The 17548-nt window shown below is 71.8% G+C and carries 18 protein-coding genes and 1 pseudogene; 7 read left to right on the top strand and 12 right to left on the bottom strand.

The window, feature by feature from the left end; translation table 11 throughout:
* Positions 1–291: 291 nt before the first annotated feature.
* Positions 292–2970 (top strand): BTAD domain-containing putative transcriptional regulator, encoded by a 2679-nt coding sequence (locus AB0C27_RS47570; RefSeq protein ID WP_357859916.1) that lies wholly within the window; start codon positions 292–294, stop codon positions 2968–2970.
* A gap of 74 nt (positions 2971–3044) precedes the next feature.
* A complete protein-coding gene (locus AB0C27_RS47575) occupies positions 3045–3326 on the top strand; it encodes a hypothetical protein (protein ID WP_357859918.1) in 282 nt (93 codons plus the stop codon).
* 77 nt (positions 3327–3403) lie between these two features.
* Here AB0C27_RS47575 and AB0C27_RS47580 read toward each other — a convergent pair whose 3' ends face one another.
* From AB0C27_RS47580 to AB0C27_RS47590, 3 genes are all read right to left on the bottom strand, one after another.
* Positions 3404–4183, bottom strand: a complete 780-nt coding sequence (locus AB0C27_RS47580; protein WP_357859921.1) for a hypothetical protein — start codon at positions 4181–4183, stop codon at positions 3404–3406.
* A gap of 78 nt (positions 4184–4261) precedes the next feature.
* Positions 4262–4714, bottom strand: a complete 453-nt coding sequence (locus AB0C27_RS47585) for a hypothetical protein (RefSeq protein WP_357859924.1) — start codon at positions 4712–4714, stop codon at positions 4262–4264.
* A gap of 191 nt (positions 4715–4905) precedes the next feature.
* A complete protein-coding gene (locus AB0C27_RS47590) occupies positions 4906–5832 on the bottom strand; it encodes a zinc-binding dehydrogenase (RefSeq protein ID WP_357859927.1) in 927 nt (308 codons plus the stop codon).
* Positions 5833–5927: 95 nt separating this feature from the next.
* On the opposite strand from AB0C27_RS47590, the gene AB0C27_RS47595 reads away from it, so the two are divergent.
* Both AB0C27_RS47595 and AB0C27_RS47600 read left to right on the top strand, forming a co-directional pair.
* Entirely contained in the window at positions 5928–6512 is a 585-nt protein-coding gene (locus tag AB0C27_RS47595; protein ID WP_357859930.1) for a TetR/AcrR family transcriptional regulator, read from the top strand.
* Between the two features lie 122 nt (positions 6513–6634).
* Complete coding sequence (locus AB0C27_RS47600) at positions 6635–7687, top strand: LLM class flavin-dependent oxidoreductase (protein WP_357859933.1); 1053 nt, start codon at positions 6635–6637, stop codon at positions 7685–7687.
* Between the two features lie 49 nt (positions 7688–7736).
* Here AB0C27_RS47600 and AB0C27_RS47605 read toward each other — a convergent pair whose 3' ends face one another.
* The 8 genes from AB0C27_RS47605 to AB0C27_RS47640 all read right to left on the bottom strand — a co-directional run bounded on the left by AB0C27_RS47605 (position 7737) and on the right by AB0C27_RS47640 (position 15858).
* On the bottom strand, positions 7737–8168 hold the full coding sequence (locus AB0C27_RS47605) for a nitroreductase family deazaflavin-dependent oxidoreductase (RefSeq protein WP_357859936.1): 432 nt from the start codon (positions 8166–8168) through the stop codon (positions 7737–7739).
* Between the two features lie 82 nt (positions 8169–8250).
* Entirely contained in the window at positions 8251–9597 is a 1347-nt protein-coding gene (locus AB0C27_RS47610) for a High-affinity nickel-transporter (protein WP_357859939.1), read from the bottom strand.
* The gene (locus AB0C27_RS47615; protein ID WP_357859942.1) at positions 9594–10895 is read right to left on the bottom strand and encodes a tetratricopeptide repeat protein; all 1302 of its coding nucleotides are present in this window, start codon (positions 10893–10895) and stop codon (positions 9594–9596) included. The genes AB0C27_RS47610 and AB0C27_RS47615 overlap by 4 nt, the downstream gene beginning before the upstream one ends.
* 27 nt (positions 10896–10922) lie before the next feature.
* Positions 10923–12293 carry a DUF4331 domain-containing protein gene (locus tag AB0C27_RS47620; RefSeq protein ID WP_357859945.1) on the bottom strand — a complete coding sequence of 457 codons (1371 nt, stop codon included), beginning with the start codon at positions 12291–12293 and terminating at the stop codon, positions 10923–10925.
* A 78-nt stretch (positions 12294–12371) separates the two neighbouring features.
* Positions 12372–13028 (bottom strand): hypothetical protein, encoded by a 657-nt coding sequence (locus AB0C27_RS47625; RefSeq protein WP_357859947.1) that lies wholly within the window; start codon positions 13026–13028, stop codon positions 12372–12374.
* Between the two features lie 202 nt (positions 13029–13230).
* Positions 13231–14655 (bottom strand): cellulase family glycosylhydrolase, encoded by a 1425-nt coding sequence (locus tag AB0C27_RS47630; RefSeq protein ID WP_357859950.1) that lies wholly within the window; start codon positions 14653–14655, stop codon positions 13231–13233.
* 208 nt (positions 14656–14863) lie between these two features.
* A complete protein-coding gene (locus AB0C27_RS47635) occupies positions 14864–15199 on the bottom strand; it encodes a peptidase inhibitor family I36 protein (RefSeq protein ID WP_357859953.1) in 336 nt (111 codons plus the stop codon).
* 233 nt (positions 15200–15432) lie between these two features.
* On the bottom strand, positions 15433–15858 hold the full coding sequence (locus AB0C27_RS47640; RefSeq protein ID WP_357859955.1) for a hypothetical protein: 426 nt from the start codon (positions 15856–15858) through the stop codon (positions 15433–15435).
* 170 nt (positions 15859–16028) lie between these two features.
* On the opposite strand from AB0C27_RS47640, the gene AB0C27_RS47645 reads away from it, so the two are divergent.
* Positions 16029–16400 (top strand): hypothetical protein, encoded by a 372-nt coding sequence (locus AB0C27_RS47645; protein ID WP_357859957.1) that lies wholly within the window; start codon positions 16029–16031, stop codon positions 16398–16400.
* Between the two features lie 197 nt (positions 16401–16597).
* Here AB0C27_RS47645 and AB0C27_RS47650 read toward each other — a convergent pair whose 3' ends face one another.
* Positions 16598–16870: a hypothetical protein gene (locus AB0C27_RS47650; RefSeq protein WP_357860357.1), complete on the bottom strand. Its 273-nt coding sequence runs from the start codon at positions 16868–16870 to the stop codon at positions 16598–16600.
* Here AB0C27_RS47650 and AB0C27_RS47655 point away from each other — a divergent pair.
* Positions 16847–16909: pseudogene (locus tag AB0C27_RS47655) on the top strand (hypothetical protein); the annotation flags it as partial. The gene AB0C27_RS47650 and the pseudogene AB0C27_RS47655 overlap by 24 nt on opposite strands.
* A 3-nt stretch (positions 16910–16912) precedes the next feature.
* On the top strand, positions 16913–17479 hold the full coding sequence (locus AB0C27_RS47660) for a WD40 repeat domain-containing protein (protein WP_357860337.1): 567 nt from the start codon (positions 16913–16915) through the stop codon (positions 17477–17479).
* Positions 17480–17548: the final 69 nt, after the last annotated feature.

Genomic DNA, 17548 nt, shown 5'->3' on the forward strand with positions numbered 1-17548 from the left:
GGTGGCCAGCACGGCGGTCAGCCGGACCTGCAGCTCCGCCAGCAGCTCGTCCAGCCGCATCTGCGGCATCAGCGGATTGTGCTCAGCTTCCACGCCGAACAGTCTCGCACCGGAGCAGGTCGATGCCCAGCGCGACCACCGGCTCCGCGCCGCCGCCTCGAAGGTGAGCGGATGCTGCCTGGTACGTCATCCCCGGCGGGGCGATGATGATGCAGCCGGGCCCCCTCCAGCGTCAGCCCGTGAACGCGCGTCCCGCATGGGATGGACGCTTCGTCCTGGCCAAGGGGGAGAATGACTCTCGCAGCGAAGATCATGCCGCCGGCGCGCGGCGGTCCCGAGCACGAACGCGACGAGTTCGCGGCGGCGGCCCGTGGCGGAGCGGTCGTCCTGGAGGCGCCGTCCGGCTACCTGCTGACGGAGGGGCTGATCGCCGCGCTCGGCGCGCGCACCGGCGAACTGCTGTGGGCTCGCCTGGGCCCAGAGGACAGCGACCCCGCGACCCTGGCGCTGCTGCTCGTCGAGGCCACCCGCCGGATCGATCCGGGCTTCGGTGAGAGCGTCCTCGCGCTCATGCGGCGGCATCCTGGCCCGGTGCGCGGCTGGGAGCCGATCTACCGCGCTCTCGGCGAGGAACTGGGCGGGCTGCTCGGTGGTGGCGCGGTGGTCCTGGAGAACGCCCATGTGCTGGCCGGCGCGTCGCCCGCGCTGGGGCTGGTCAACCGCTGCCTGATCCCCGTGCTGGGGCGCGAGGTCGCCGTCGTCCTGCTCACCCGGGACAGGCTGGCCGCCGCGCCTGCGGCGGGCTACGCGGCCTATCGAACGCCGAAGGACCTGCGCCTGTCCAGGGCAGTGGTGGAGCAGTGGATGGACGCCACGCTGCCCGGCCTGCCCGCCGCCGTCCGCCACCGGGTGCGGCGGATGGCCGGCGGACGCGCGGCCGTGCTGGAGGCGGTACGGGCGCTCTTCGACCGGCTGGGCGGCGGCCGAGCCGCGCAGCGCCTGGGACGATCGGGCCGCGCGCCGCTGACCGTGCTGGGAGAGGCGCTGCTGGAGGAGTACGACGGCCCCTCCCTGGCGGCTCTGGGCCGGGCCGGCCTCGTCGGGTACGTGCCCCCTGAGCTGCCGGCGCCCGGCGGCCCATGGCTGCAGCCGTTGGAGGGCGGCTGGAATCGCGTACGTGGCTGCTGGCGCCGGGTGCTCGTCTCGGGAAGGGCTGGGGCGAGAGCCCGGCCAGGGCCGGCGGCGGTGCGCGAATGCGCGGACTGGCTACTCCGTCATGGCGGCCTGGAGCAGGCGGTCGATCTTCACCTCAACCTCGGCGAGCACGAGGCCGCCGCCAGGCTCGTCGCCGGTCAGGCCGGTGATCTCGTCGGCCTCGGGCGGTGGCGCACACTCGACGGCTGGCTGACGCGCCTGCCGGAAGAGGTGGTGGCGGCGTACCCGGAGCTCTCCTACGGCCGGGCCGAGATCGCCGCCGCACGCGGGCAGGACCAGGTGGCCAGGAGGTCCTTCGCCGTCGCCGCCGGCGCCTTCGGCCGCGCGGGCGACCCCGGCTCCGCCTGCCGGTGCGTGATGGGAGAGAGCGTGCTGGCCGCGCAGCGCGGCGACCTGCGGGAGGCGGCCGCCCGTGCCGCCGTCGCGTGCGCGCTGGCCGAGGACGCGCCGGCCGGGGAGGCGAGGTCCTCGCTCACGTTCTGGTCGTTCTGGCACCGGGGCATGCTCGCGCTGCGGGCCGGCGACCAGGAAACCGCGCTGGCCGACTTCCGCCACGCCTTGAGCCGGCGGCCTGAGGACTCGGGCGTGCCCGTGGCCGTGCTGGGCGAATCCGCGCGGCTGGTGGAGCAGGCGTACGAGCTGCGCCTGCGGCGGCAGGCGCACAGCGTGGCGCTCGCCGCGCTGGAGCAGGAGGAACGCCGGACGCTCGACCAGGTGCTGCGGCTGGTCACGGACTTCCCGCGGCGGTTGCACGAGCCGGGTCCGTGGGTACGGCTGCCGCCGCCGGCGCGGATGGCCGGCGGGGCCGCCCCGGCTCGGCGATGGCTCACCCGCCGCTCGGCGCGGCCCGCGCATCCGCCCCGTCCTGCCGCCGAGCCCGTACCCGGACCACCGCCCGCCGCCCCGCCCCTCGCCATACCGTCACCCGCCGCACCGTCCAGCGCTGAACCGTCACCCATCGCACTGGCACCCGCCGGACCGGCTCCTGCGGACGCGCCCCGGCTGGCGATCCATCTGCTCGGGCCGCTCTGTGTGAGCGTCGACGACCGGGAGGTGACGGGCTGGCCCGCGGGTCGCTGCCGGTCTCTGCTCGCCTACCTCGTCACCCATCGCGACCCCTGGCCGCGACGCGAACAGTTGATGGACCTCTTCTGGCCGAAGGCGGAGCCCGGCCCGGCCCGCAACAACCTCAACGTGACCATCCACTCCGTCCGCCGCGTCCTGCGCACGAAGACCGAGACCCCGGTCATCGTGCTCGCGGACGGCGCGTACCGCTTCCACGCCGGCCTGCGGCTGTGGGTGGACATCGACGTGTTCGACGCGGAGGTCGAGCGCGGGCGCCACCTGCAGAACGGCGGCAACCCCGACGAGGCGCTGCGCTCCTTCGAACGCGCCGTCGGGCTGTACCGGGGCGAGTTGCTGGCCGACGTGCCCTACGAGGACTGGCTCGTCGTGCTCCGCGAGCGGCTGCGGCTGGCGCACCTCGAAGCGCTCGAACGCCTCAGCGGGCTCCATGTGCTCTTCGGCCACCACGCCGCCGGCGCGGAGTTGTGCCGCGACATCATCGACCTCGACCCGTGCCGCGAGGACGCCCACCGCCGCCTCATGACCTGCTACAGCCGGCAGGGCCTGCAACATCTCGCGTTGATCCAGTACCAGGCGTGCGTCCGCGTCCTCGACGAGGAGCTCGGCGTCGGCCCCACCCCCGAGACCATCGAGCTGTACGAGCGCATCCGCCGCAGAGAAGACGTTTAGCGCCTCGCCGTCCGTTTAACGACCATCTGCCCGGCAACACTCGCCGTAATGTGCGGAGGAGGTCGAACTCGTTGGTGACGACGCACGAGATGGTGGTGGTCGAGCGGATCGAGCCCGGGCTGGAGGTGTGGGCCTGCCCGCGGTGCGGACGCCGGATCCGGCTGCGCTGGCCGCCGAACTACGACAAGCAGGTGCTGGTGCCAGGGGATGAGGACGTGCCCCACGCCGGCTCCAGTGGCGGCGTGCGCGTCTCATCCGTCGAGGTCGCTCCGGACGCGCCGCGGCTGTCACAGGTGTCGCCGCACGAGAGCCGGTGGCTGCGCGACAGCGGCATCGACTGGGAGACGTCCGCCTGACGTCCGGCCAAGCGGCACCTCTGGCCCTCGCGCCCGGCAGCACGTCTGGCCCTCGGGCCCGGCCGCACGTCTGACGTTCAGCCCGGCAGCACGTCGATCGGGAGGTTCTCCACCGCCGCGGCCAGGCCGGCGATCTCGTTCTCGCCCGCGCGGCGCAGGCTGACGGCCGCGTCGAGCCGGTACCTGCCCGGTGGCGGCGCCTGGGCGGTCACCGACAGGCTGCGTTCTCCCGGCTCCAGCGAGCCGCTCTCCGAGGCCAGCACGGACTTGCCGCCGCCGTCGAGCAGCCTGGCCGCCAGGACCACGTCATAGACGAGGGCTCCGGCCTCGCGGAGGTCGAGCGTGACCGTCACGGTGAAGGGCCGCAGGGCGGGCAGCGCGCGCGTCCCGAGGCCGAGGTGGGCCACGGCGCCCATGATCGGTTTCACCCGCGCGCCGGGCGCCGGCTCCGAGGAGGCGGCCGGCTCCTCCTTGACGTGTTCGCCGATGAAGGCGAGCACCCGGCCGGGGTCCCAGCCGGGCCAGCGATCCTCCGCGCCCGTGCCGACGTGCTCCATGGTCGTCGCCCTGATGGATCCGTCGCGCTCGTTGACCAGCACCCGGATGACGTAGCTCTCGTCATGCTGCCCGGAACCGCCCCCGTCGGACACCTCCGCCGGCGCCGTCTCGGTCAGGCGCAGAGCGTCCCGCCGCCAGCCCTCGACCCGGTCGCGGGTCAGGCCGGCCACGCCTGGCAGCAACGAGATGAGCTCGGCCGCGGAGTGGTCGGCCAGTTCCTTGTAGCTGGTGACTCCCACTCCGGCCAACCTGGTCGCGATCTTCGTCCCGATTGTCTCGATCTTGGTGAGGTCGTCCATGCTGCTGCGCGCCCTTTCATGCGGCGGGGTGGAGCCCGGCCGCCCGCGACGCTCCGGGGCGGCCGGGCGAGGTGTGCCCTACGGCATGACCTGGATGGCCGGCCCCTCGGCGAAGGCCGTCATGGCGACCAGCGTCGGTGGGGTTGCGAGGGTCAGGAAGGTCACGACGGCACTGAGCCGGTACACCCCGTCGGCGAGCATCGAGGCGGACACGGTCAGGCCGGTCTCCTGGTTGACCGGCAGGGTCGCCGAGTACTTGGGCTGACCCAGCACGGTGGTCTTGCGTACCGTGCCCAGACTCACGTCGGCGCCGGGGCCGAAGATGTCCGCGAAGTACTGGATCTCGTACCTGAAGCTGCCGGTCATCGAGATCATCAGCTGCGAGACGAATTCGAACTCCATCGCCACCAGGAACGTCGGGGTGACGGAGCGCCGGATGACCAGGTTGGACGGCGTGTTGCCCGGCGGCTCGAAGACCGACAGGTTCGGAGTGACCTTGAGGTCGGCCGGTTCGTTCTGCAGTGTGGTCATGCTGGTCCCCTTTCGCCTGTTGCTACGACTTCGGAGTAGTACGAGGCGCTTAGGCGGCGACGGCACGGGCGCTTAGTAAGGGATCAGCTCGCCGTTAAGTCCGCTGTCCGCGCTGCTCACGGGCCCGCCACTCACGCGAACTGGCCGCATCCGGCCATCCCGGGCGTGTACGCGGGGGTCAGCCGGGATGGTCAGGCGGCCGGGTCGAGGTCCAGGTCGAGAACCGCCTTGCCGGCGATGCGCCGGTCGAGGAGCGCCTGGGCGGCCTCGGTGACGCGCTGCCACGATCCGCGCCAGTCCACCTCGGGCGAGAGGCGGCCCGCGGCCACGAGGTCCAGCAGGGTCGCCAGGTCGGGGCCGACGTCGCGGACGTCCCCGTACGTGCTCATCGTCTTGGGCGGGCCGATGGACAGCAGCGAGTACGGCGCGAAGACGGCCGGCTCGCCGGAGGCCCAGCCGATGTTCCGCAGGCTGCCGCCCGGCGCGAGCAGGTCCCAGGCCGCGACCAGCTGCGGCCCGCCCACGTTGTCGAGGATGAGATCGACCGGCCGGTCGATGCCCTCCAGCCCGATCACCACCTCGTGCGCGCCCAGCGCGGCCAGACCGTCGGCGCGCTCCGCGGAGCCCACCGAGGCGATGACGTGCGCACCGCCCAGCGCGGCCAACTGGACGGCGTACCGGCCGACCCCGCCGGCGGCGCCCGTGACCAGGACCCGCCGTCCCAGGATGGGCCGGGAACGCAACGTGCGCAGCGCCGTGACGCCGGCCATCGGCAGCGCGGCGGCGTCGGCGAGATCGACTCGCTCCGGGACCTCGGCCACGGCGGTGGTGTCCACGGCCATCCGCTCGGCCCACGCGCCGGCACCGAAGGCCGCGACCCTGGCGCCGGCGGCCGGCCCCGTACCGTCCTGCGCTGCCCGCACGACGACGCCGGCGGCGTCGTACCCGTGGACGGTGCCGGGCGGGCGGCTGCCGGCGAACACCACCTCGCCACGATTGAGCGAGATGTGCCGCACCTCGATCACGGCCTGGCCGGGGCTGGGGTGAGGTTCGGCGGCCGTCCCGAGCCGCAGGGAACCGGGAGCGCCGGGATCGACGACGAGCGCGCGCATGTGCATCAACAGCTCCTCATGAGAACGCAATCGGACTCTTGGTCCGCTTGAGCCACACGGTAACATAAGCGGACCGACAGTCCACCTCATCGGGAGCGCGCATGGCCCAGCACCGCACCGAACGCGCCGACGCGGCCCGCAACCGCCGGGCGGTGCTGCGGGCGACCGAGCAGCTGCTGCACGAAGGCGGCGGGGAGCACGTCTCGATCGACCGCGTCGCCGCGCTCGCCGGGGTCGGGAAGGGCACCGTGTTCCGCCGCTTCGGCAGCCGCGCGGGCCTGCTCCAGGCGTTGCTGGAGGAACGGTCACGCGACCTGCGCGACGGGATCGCGGACGGCCCTCCCCCGCTGGGGCCCGGCGCTCCCGTACGGGATCGGCTGCTCGCCTTCCTCGACGGGCTCGGCGCCATCGCGGAGGGCAACGCGGTGCTGCTGTCGGCACACGAGCAGGCGTGCGCCGAGGACAAGTACGGCGACCCCAGCTACCGCTCGTGGCACGGCCACCTGCGCGGCCTGCTCGGCGAGGCGCGCCCCGACCTCGACGCCGACTTCCTGGCCCACGCCCTGCTCGCCGTCTTCGACGGTGACCTGATCCGCCACATGACACCGCCCGGCGATCCCCGCCGCTTCACCCGCTCGGTCCAGCACATGGCCACAGCCCTCCTCGACGGCCCCGCCCAGCCCTGACGAAGGGCTGTGACGCGGGCGGCGGCGTGACGCTTCGCCCGAAGCGGCCCGAAGCGGAGAAGCCGCAATTATTTCCCCCTATTTCTGGTTGCCTTGGACAGGATCAAGGAGAAGGAACCACCGTGCCGCTGCCCACCCGCCCACTACGCAAGCTGGGTTTCCTGACCATCGGACTGTTCGACGGGGACGACCCGCGCCCGGGACACGAATCGACACTGCGGATCATCGAGCTGGGCGAGCGGCTCGGCTTCGACAGCGCCTGGGTACGCCACCGCCACCTGCAGTACGGCATCTCCTCCCCCGTAGCCGTCCTGGCCGCCGCCTCCCAGCGCACCACCAGCATCGAGCTGGGCACCGCCGTCACCCCGCTCGCCTGGGAGAACCCGCTCCGCCTCGCCGAGGATCTGGCCACCGTGGACATCCTGTCCGGCGGCCGGCTCAACGCGGGCATCAGCGTCGGCCCGCCGTTCCACTTCGACCAGATCAAGGACGCCCTCTACCCCGGCACCGCCGACCTCCAGGACTTCGGGTACGAGCGGGTGAGCCGGCTGCTGTCCTTCGTCCGCGGCGAACCCGCCACCGACTTCAGCGGCACCGAGGGCTTCGAGGTCTTCTCCGACCGCGTCCAGCCGCACTCGCCCGGCCTGGGCTCTCGGCTCTGGTACGGCGGCGGCAGCCTCCGCTCGGCCCGATGGGCGGGCGAGCACGGCATGAACCTGCTGACCAGCAGCGTCGTCAAGGCGGAAGAGTCCGAGGACTTCGCCGAGATCCAGCTCTCCCACGTACGGGCGTTCCGCGCCGCGCACCCCGACGGCGAGCGGGCCCGCGTCTCCCAAGGGCTGGTCGTCATCCCCACGGACTCGGCCACGCCGCAGCAGCGGGCCAAGTACGAGGAGTACGCCGCCAAGCGCCTGCCCCGCACCGCGGAGCCGCAGGGCCCGGCCCGGATGATGTTCGCGCCCGACCTCGTGGGCAGCTCCGCCGAGATCGCCGAGCTGCTGTACGCGCACGCCGCCTTCCGCGAGATCGACGAGGTCGCGTTCGCGCTGCCGTTCACGTTCGAGCACGAGGACTACGTGCAGATCCTCACCGACATCGCCACGAAGCTGGGCCCTGAGCTCGGCTGGCGTCCGACGGCGAAGCCCGGCGAGACGGCCCTCCCGGTCGCCGGCTGACCTTCGGGCGACCGAGCGGGCGCGGGTGCCGCGCCCGCCGGTTCGTCGGTTACTTCGGGTCGAGCACGAAGACGGGGATCTGCCTGTCGGTCTTCTGCTGGTATTCGCCGTACGACGGGAAGACCGCGACCGCCCGCTCCCACCACTCCGCCCGCTCGGTGCCCTCGGCCTCGTGCGCGACGTAGTCATGGGTGACGGTGCCGTCCTGCAAGGTGATCTCGGGGTGCGCCTTGATGTTGTAGTACCAGGTGGGGTGCTTGGGAGCACCGCCCTTGGACGCCACCACCGCATAGCTGCCCTCGTGCTCCACCCGCATCACCGGGGTGTGGCGCAGCTTGCCCGTCTTCGCACCCCGCAAGGTCAGCAGCACGATCGGCGCGCCTTGGATCAGGATGCCGTCGGTGGTGCCGGTCTCACGGATCTTCTCCGTCTGCTCGCGTACCCAGTCGCTGGGGCTGAGCTCCACAGTCTCGTCTGACATAGCCATCTTCAACCTTTCTGCCCGTCAGTCGGATTCCCTTAGTACCCGCTTCCGCGACCGGCCTCACGGGCGGGAGGGATCTTCATACGAGCGCGGCCACCGCGCGCACGGTGACCCCCAGTCCCACGAGCAGGACGAGTGCGGCGGTCATGGCGGCGCTGTACGGGCGCAACCGCCGCATCCGGCCCGCGACGGCGAGACCGCCCAGCCTGCGCAGGGTGAGCGCCGTGACCAGCAGCGTCGCCGCCATGCCGAGCCCGTAGCAGACCACGGTCAGGACGCCGAACGCGGTGCGGCCCAGCGCCATCGCGCCGAGCAGGACCACCAGCGCGGACGGGCTCGGCACCAGCCCACCGGCCACCGCCAGCGCCACCACCCCACCACCCGACCGCCCCACACGCCCGTGACCGTGACCGTGCCCGTGTCCGTGTCCATGACCGTGCCCATGATCGTGGCCTGGGCGGTTGTGGCGGGCGGAGCGAAGGAGGGCGGCGCCGATCGTGGTGATGAGGAGTCCGCTCACCACCCCCAGCCAGCCCAGCACCACATCCCCGGCTATCGCACCGGCGGCCGTCACCAGGACTCCCAGGACCAGGACGCCCGCCGTGTGCGTGGCGGTGACCGTGGCCGCGACGGTGACGGCGTCCCGCAGCCGTCGTTCCCGTCCGGCGAGGTAGGCGGCCATGACGGTCTTGCCGTGGCCGGGCATCGCCGCGTGCACGGCGCCCAGCACGAGCGACACCAGCAGGGCCAGCAGCCCGAGCGGCACGGTCAGCCGATCGGCGCCGACCAGCGTGTTGAGCCGGTCGGCCAGCAGGCCGGTGTAGCGGGTGACGACGTCCACGCCGGGCACGCCCGCCGGCGCCGCGGACCCGCCACCGTCGCCCGGCTCCGCCGTCATCCTGGCCGCGCGTACGTCGAGCGGCGAGCTGAGCAGGTCGGCGGGATAGTCGCGCAGCTCGCCCGACACGCTCCCGGCCGGGACGGTGGAGTCGCGCAGCCGCACGCCCTGCCCCTTGGCGGTGATCTCCCGCCAGCCCACGGCGTCGCCCCGGTAGGCGTTGGCGAAGGTCAGCGCCACCGGCCGATCGACCCGCAAGGGCGCGGTGAGCCGGCAGGTGAGCCTGCTGGTACGCAGCCCGGCGGCGCCCGGCCGGTAGGCGAAGGAGGCGCCGGTGACCCGCCAGCTCAGCGTCCGCCCACCGGCGTCGGCCCGTACCGCGTCCCGCAGATCGGCGCAGGCCCGGCGAGCATGGACGTCCGGAGGACCGGTCGGCGGCTGCTGCAGGGTGGGGATCTCGGCGAGGTCCACGACGGCGAGGTGCTCGATCCTGTCCCGGTGGATCGTCAGCCCGTCGTAGTGGTTGACGCTGAAGTTCCCCAGGGGATGCGCGGCGAACGCGACGGCGACGGCGAGCGCCACGATCACGGCGTCTCCGCCAGTAGCTCCCTGGCCCGCGCCGCCCCGCCCGGCGAGAAGTGCGGGTTGATGGACAGTGCCCTGGTCAGGTGGGTACGCGCGGCGGCGTCGTGCCCGAGCGCGTGCTCGATCTCACCCCGGTGATAGGCGAACAACGCGTTCCGCCCCCCGAGCGCGTCGGCACGGACGGCGTGAACAGCGGCCTCGGCGTGACGCCCGGCCCGGTGCAGCGCCCAGCCGAGCGCGTCGGCGACCTCGACGCTGTGACGTCGTCCCCATTCGGCCCGCAAGTGCCTGACCGCGATCTCCGGATCACCATGATTCGCCGCGAACGTACCAGCCGCCAAGCCGTCGATGCCCCCGCTCGCGGCCAGGAGCCGCTGCTGGGCGGTGAAGACGGCATACTGCCGCCTGGCCCCCTCCACATCCCCAAGGTGTTCGAGCAACTCTCCGTACTCGACGACATACGCAGGGGACCGGACGACGGCGGTGGCGTAGTCGCGCAGGGCCTGGCCGGTGTGGCCGAGCGCGGCCTCGGCGCGGGCCTTGCCGGCGCGGGCGGGCGCGTGTCCCGGGTCGGCGGCCAGCGCCTGGGTGTAGGCGGCGCGGGCGGTACGCGGATCGCCGGTGCTCCAGGCCAGCTCACCGAGCTGCCACTGGCAGAAGGCGTACTCGGCGGGGTCGCCGGGGATCGCGCAGGCGCGGCGCAGCAGGTCGCGGGCGGGGCCCGGCCGGCCGCGCAGCTGTTCCACGCGGGCGGCCCTGGTGAAGGAGGCGAGGTCGGGGTGGCCGTCGAGCATGCGGCGCAGCGCGGTCTCGGCCTGTTCGTACTGGCCGAGTTCGAGGTGGGCGTCGGTGAGCACGCCGTACAGGGCCCACCGGAACGGCGCCGCCTTGCGGGCGCGCTCGGCCCAGCGTACGGCGCCGGCGAAGTCGTGCCGCGCGTTGGCCAGCGCTCCCATGCCGATCACGGCGTCGATGTACGGCTGCCCGTCGCCGGTCGGCCGGCGCAGCGAGCGTTCGAACGCGCCCTGGGCTTTGGCGTAGTAGGCGGTGTCGGCGGTGCGGCGGCTCTGTTTGAGGTACATGTCGCCGAGGCTCGCCCAGGCCGCCGCGTCGTCGGGGTGACGGCGCAGGCGGGCCTGGACGGCCTGGATCGATCCGGCGAGGTCGTACGGTGACCAGCCCGCCGGCGCGGGAGGCGGCTCGTCCCTGCGCAGCAGCCCGCCGGGGGCGAACAGGGTCACCAGGACGCAGCCCAGCAGCACGCATCCCAGCAGCGGCGGCAATCTCCGTAGGCGACTCATCTGATCGGAGGTCCTCGGTGGCGGGGGTCAGCCGGCGGCGGTGACGGGCAGGGCCAGGTAGGGGAAGCTGTCGGTGATCGGTTTGAGGAGGAACGCCGGGTTGTCCTCGGCGATGAGGCCGGGCGCGCCACGACCGGCGGGTTCGCCCAGGAGCATGCGTAGATTGATCGTCACGACGTCGTCGATGAGACGGCGGCCGTTCGGGTAGCCCTGGGCGTCGCCCTTGAGGATGCCGTACTTGTCGGGCGAGGCGGCGACGGGCGTGCTCAGGTTGAGCCGCAGTTCCTCCGCTTTGACGGTGCGCGGGGCGTCCTGGTTGAGCTGGTGGGAGGTGAGGTCCTGCTTGATCGGCCCGCCGGTCCTGGTGGTGAGGCCGGTGAGGTAGATCTGCTCCAGGTCCTTGCGCGGCGCGGGCGGCGCGGTGACGTTCGCCTGCTTGGCGACGACCTTGGCCTGGTCGGGGTCGAGGGTGGACGGCACGACCAGACCGCCGCTCTCGTCACCGTCCGGGCGCAGGGTGTTGAAGTGGTCGCGCTGCTTCAGCGGGATGATCACTTCGTTGAAGTTGGGGTTGCCCAGCCGCGAGACCTGCGTGTAGCCGGCCGCGCCGGAGCCGAGCAGGGTGCTCGACTTGCGCGATGCCGTGGTCCAGACGCCGATGACCGGGTTGCGGACCGGGTCGCCGCCGAGCGCCAGCTCCGACTTGGGCAGTTGCAGGGCGAGCGCGCTGACGTTCATCGGCACGCCGGTCTTGACGGGGAAGAACGGCAGCCCGAAGCGCAGCAGGTTGACGGCGCGGTTGTCGGAGTAGAACGGGTCGGCGGCGGTGCCGGTGAAGACCTTGCCGCCGCCCGGCAGGTCGCGGACGGCCTTGCGGCGCGTCGCGGCGTAGCCGGGGGCGCCCAGGTCGGTGGGGGCCGCGTACCCGTCGCGGACGAGGACCTCCGATTTGCCGTCGCGCAGCCTGGTCAGCGTGTAGCTCTGCTCGACCAGGGAGTCGAGCGGGCCGGCCTGCCGCTCGCGCCCGCGCACGAAGGAGGGCGCGGGCAGGGCCTTGTTGGCGAACGTCCAGCGGTAGGTGACGGCGGCCCGGCCGGTGCCGGTGTCGTCGACGTGCACCTCGTAGCGGGCGTCGGTGTCGAACTGGTAGGGCTTCTGCGGCGCCTGGAAGGGGATGTAATTGGCCACGATCGTGACCGTGTCCTGCCGTTCCGGGCTGGTGAAGGCGTACAGGTCGGTGGCGTCGATCTGCTTGTTCACGGTGGTGGCGGGGGCGTCCCAGTGGCTGGTGGCAGTGCTCGGGCGCATCGCGGGGCCGATGAGCACCGTGGCCGCCAGCACGGCGATGGAGGCGCCGGCGGTCCATGTCCACCGGCTGCTGGCGCTGGTCAGTCGCATCGTGTCGTCTCTCGATTCGCGAGTGCCGGGCCGCGCCCCGAGGCACGGCCCGGCAGGGGCTCAGGTCAGGGGTCGCGGCTACGGCACGTACTGGACGACCGCGTCGAGGTTGGCCAGGTAGTCGCCCTCGGCCAGCGGGATGCCGGTGAGGTCCCTGACCGTGCGGCTGAGATACGCGCTGACGTAGAACGGCCAGTGGCGGGGGCCGACGCCGCCTTCGAGCGGGCGCGGCGTGGGCACGCCGGCGGCGAACTCGTGCAGCTTGTACGTGGCCACCAGCCGCTCGCCCTGAGGCTGCCCGTCGATGGACACCTGCGCGTGGGCCCCGTCGGGGCGCAGGTAGATGTCGTGGATGGCGGCCTCGTGCCCGCTCCTGACGTCTTCGAGGGCGAAGCCACCGGGGTAGTAGACGCCGTTGCACGGGTCGATGTGGTCCCGCTTCCAGCCGATGGGCATGTAGACGCCCCGGTTGGCGGGTTTGGCCTCGATGGGCGCGATGCCCCGCACGCGTACGCCTCGCTCGTCCAGGAGCCGGACGATCTCGCGGCCGAAGTCGAAGTGCGCGTGCCCCTTCGGACCGAAGTACGGGAACTGGAAGCACGAGGCGGTGGGCGGCTGGACGGACGGGGCGCCGGGAGTCGCTTGGAGGGGGCCGGCCTGGGCGGGGACCGTCGAGACCGCGAGGACCGCGGCGCCGATCACGATCGTCCGAGCAACGCGAGCAAGAGCACGCACAACATGACCTTTCCTTGACCGGAGGCAGCACAGTGCCTCTGACATGCGATGACGTACTCAACGTAGTGATCAGGTAACGTTCTGTAAAGGCGAGTGTCGAAGGACGGCATGGAAAAGAAAAAGCGTTCCGCACCTCCCGTCACCGGCGTTGAGCCCGGTGACGGGGGTACGGAACGCTCTCGGCGCTCGCCCGTTCCTGTGATCAGAAGTCGTCGGCGGTGCGGATCCGGTCGCGGATCCAGACCCCGGCCTCCTTCAGGTTGCCCGTGCCGGCGAACGAGCCGTTCGGGCAGGTCCCGGTCCTGAAGACGGCGCCGGTACGGAAGTCGTCGGAGTAGTTCCAGTTGACCCAGCTGATCTTCTTCTGCGCCAGCAGGTCGAGGTACTGCTGCGACCTGGAGAAGTTGTCAGCCCCGTCGCCGGAGGCACTCTGGGTGCCGAACTCGGTGACGAAGATCGGCAGCCGGTCGGCGGCCCGGGAGAGCGTGTTCAGGTATTCGGTGCCGTGCGAGGCCGCGTAGAAGTGGAACGTGTACATGATGTTGGCCGCGTTGACCGGGCTGTTGACGATCTCGGTCTCGTTGCCGCCGCCGGAGACGCCGAGCGACGACCACGCGCGGGTGCCGACCAGGATCGGGGCGTCGGGGTCGTGCTGCCGGATCACCGGGATGAGCTGGTGGGCGTAGTCACGGATGACCGGCCACGTGACGGCGTCGCCGTTCGGCTCGTTGGCGATCTCGTACAGGACGTTCTTCTTGGCGTTGTGCCGCTGGGCGATCTCGGTGAAGAACGTCTTGGCCCGGGCGAGGTTGTACATCGGGTCGCCGGGGTCGAGCATGTGCCAGTCGACGATGGCGTACATGCCGCGGGCGGTGGCCAGCTCGATCAGGGAGTGCACGCGGTCGGTGAACAGCCGCGGGTTCGTCTCGTAACCGCCCTCCTGGATGTACATGGAGATGCGCAGGACGTCGGCCTTCCAGTCGTTCGCCAGCGCGTCGAGCGAGGCGGTGTTGAGGCACTGGCTGTACCACTGGATGCCGTGGCTGCTCATGCCGCGCAGCTGGATCTGCTTGCCGTTCTCGTTGCAGAGCTTGATGCCGCACACCCGCAACTGCCCGTTGGCCTGCACCGGGGTGCCGCCGCCTCCGCCGCCGGTCGGGGCTCCGTAGACCTCCAGCTCCCACAGGGAGTAGCCGTACGGGGTGCCGCGCTGGGTCCCGTGCACCTGTACGTACCGGCCCTGGCCGCTGACCGTGAGGTCGTCGATCGCGCCGTCGCCGGCGGTGGTGGAGTAGACGTCGGTCCAGGTGGAGCCGTCGGCCGAGGTCTGCACGCGGTACGCGCCGGCGTACGCGGCCTCCCAGTTGAGCCGGACCCGGGAGACGTTGTGCGCGGAGCCGAGGTCCACCCGGATCCACTGCGGATCCACCCCTTCTTCGCTGGCCCAGCGCGTGGACGTGCTGCCGTCGACCGCCTTGTCCGGCTCCAGGCCGGCGACCTCGACCGAGGAGGCCGTCACGGTCCTGCCCTGGGACACCAGAGGGTCGGCCGCCGCCACGGCCCGGGCCGTCGCCGCACCGGCGCTGATCGGCACCCCCACCAGCGGCAGGGCCATCGCGGCCACCACGGCTAAGATCCTCGCTACTGCGCTACGCCTCACGAACGACTCCGATTCTCCTGGAAACAGTCAGCGGGCCGATCAGCACGACCGCCACACCCTCGGTCACCGGGAAAGCCGCTCCACCGCCTCCCCGGTTAGGAAAGTTTCTTAACTTGCGGCGCAGCATAAGTTGACATCGAACCTTGACGCAAGACCCAATGCCCCAGACAGGGCGTCAGCAGGCCCGTACGGAGTTGTAGGCGATCTCCGGGTTGAGGTTCTCCTTGTGCCCCGGCGGGACGGTGGCGTTGTGCACCACGTACCCGGGAGAGGCGTAGAGGCAGTAGGAACGGCCGGTCCGGTTCCACGCGGAACGCGCGTCCTTGACCCCGAAGGGCTCCAGATCCGGCGCACCGGCCCGGAACCAGGCGACGGTGCCGTTCCCCTCGAAGTCCCGGAACAGGCACAGATACCCGTCCGGACACCGACCGAAGCCGTCGGCGGCGCCCACCGGCCCGGCGAACGCGAGCACGAGAGTGATCGCCATCAGGAAAGAACGAATGCCGAACACGCAGTCACTCCTCGGATAGACATCATCGCTTTACGTGACCATCATGCGGTCGCGGGTGGCGAGGCGCCATCCATTTATCCACCGCCGCCCAGGCCTGCAACAGCAACTGTCGAGACGGAGGACCGACCCCGCCTCGGGGGGCCGAGCAGACGGGAGGCCCCCGCTCCGCTCCCCCGGATCGGAGCGAGGGCCTTTGGTGCTGTACGGCGAAGGCTCGCGGTCAGCAGTGACGGTCAGTAGTTCCCGTGCACCACGTTGGACGTGAGCCGCACCGAGGACGGCGGGCCGATGTCCACCTTGGCGAAGACCTCGTCACCGCCCCAGTCCTCGTTGAGTGTGTTGCCGTCCAGATAGAACGAGATGCTGATGCGACCAGGCGAGGGGTTGCTCAGGGTCTCCCCGCACGCGACTCCGAAGCCGCCGAACAGGTGGTGGTCGAAGGTGTCGTCGCCGTACAGGTTGACGCAGACGCCCTGACCGGCGACGGCGACGGGCGCGAAGCCGGTGATGCTGACGAAGTAGGCCCGGTATCCGCCCTGCCCGGTGGCCTCGATCGAGAGGTGGACCGAGCCCGCGGCGGCGGTCGCGGGGGCCGCCCCCAGTGTCGTCGCCAGCCCACCGGCCAGCATCAGCCCCGCCAAGGCACGTCGAATTCTCATGTTCCCCCCGTTGGTGGTTGTTCGATCCGAACACCTGGGAAGGCGTTCCACGACGTTCCATGCCGTTCCAGGCGCCTCCACAGATCGTCAACAGAATCTCAACACGACCCGGCTAACGTCCTGCCGTACCGGCGGAGAGGGGAAGGGCGCTCATGGGTGGGGCTTCACGGATGGCGAGGACGCTCGGGCTGGTCACGGCGGGCGCGGCGGTGGGCGGCGTGCTCGCCGGGGGCGGCTTCGCGGCGGCCCGCCAGTTCGGCTGGACGGGCTCCGCGGTCACCGTCGTCACGGAGAGCAGAAGCCTGTCCCCCGGCGTGCTCGGCACGAACGTGGTCTGCCCGCGCGGGCATCGGGCCGTCAGCGGCGGCTACGCCTACTACGGCGACCACAACCGGGAGGAGCCCGTGATCGTCGAGGTGAACGCGCCCCAGGACATCAGCGACCCGCCGGACGGTGTGCCCGAGGCGTGGAGCCTCGTCTTCCTCAGCTCCAAGAAGAAGCGGGTCACGGTCGAGGTGCACGCGGTCTGCGTCCCCCGGTGAACCGGAGATCCCACATCCGCGCCCGGAAGCGGGACCCGGGCCGGACGTACGACGTCAACGCGCGAACCGACACCCGAGGTGGGCGCCCGGCATCGGGGGGGCGATGCCGGGCGTCCTCACTCAGTGCCGGTCATTTCCTTGGTGCACCGCCCTGACCAGCGACTTTCGCGTACGGGACTTCTTCGATGATCGTCGGGTCACTGGCTGAGGTTGCGCTTGTCGGTGCCGATGGCGCCGACTCCCGAGCCTCCGCTGCACTGGCCGCGGGACTCCTTGGTCGCGCCCGGAGGCAGCGTCTCCCAGGAGCCCTTGACGTCGGCCGACCACCCGCAGGTGATGACGGTCCTGAACTCCCACCAGTCCTGCGTGTGGTTGGTGCACCTGGCTACCCCGACGTGCGTCCCCTCCCTGAAGTCGTCGCCCTCTGGGACGTCGCCACCCACCGACTGGTCGGCGCATTCACCGGCCATCGGGGCGCGGTCCATTCGGTCGCGTTCAGCCCGGACGGCCGGTTGCTGGCCACCGCCGGGGGCACCGACCTGACGATCCGGCTGTGGGACGTGGCCGGCCGCCGACCGGCCGGAGCCCCGTTGCGTGCGCACGACGACGCGGTGTGGGGCGTGGCGTTCGACCCGGACGGCCGGCTGCTGGCGAGCGCGAGCGAGGACCACACGGTACGACTCTGGGACTTCGCCACCCGCCAGCCGGTCGGGGCCCCGCTCACCGGCCACGGGTATCCGGTGGTGTCGGTGGCGTTCAGTCCCGACGGACGTCAGGTGGCGAGCGCCGGAGGCCACGACTTCACGGCGCGGCTGTGGGACGTGGCCACGCGGCGGCCGGTCGGCATCCCGTTCATCGGTCACGGTGACGCGATCTGGTCGGTGGCGTTCGCCCCGGACGGGAGCACGCTGGCCACCTCCTCCGCCGACGCCGCGGTGCGCCTGTGGAGCCTGGACCGGCCCGCGGACCCGGTCGCCGCCCTGTGCGAGATCGCGGGCCGGCCGCTCACACCCGCGGAGTGGGCCCGCTACATGCCCGAGGAGGCGTATCAGCGGGTCTGCCCGCAACAGACACCCTGACCATCCCGCATACCAGCGGCATACCACCGATCTCTACGGTCGGCGAGGTGACAAGGCCACGGCTCGATC

It is taken from the genome of Nonomuraea sp. NPDC048882, assembly GCF_040649755.1.
Classification (GTDB): domain Bacteria; phylum Actinomycetota; class Actinomycetes; order Streptosporangiales; family Streptosporangiaceae; genus Nonomuraea; species Nonomuraea maheshkhaliensis.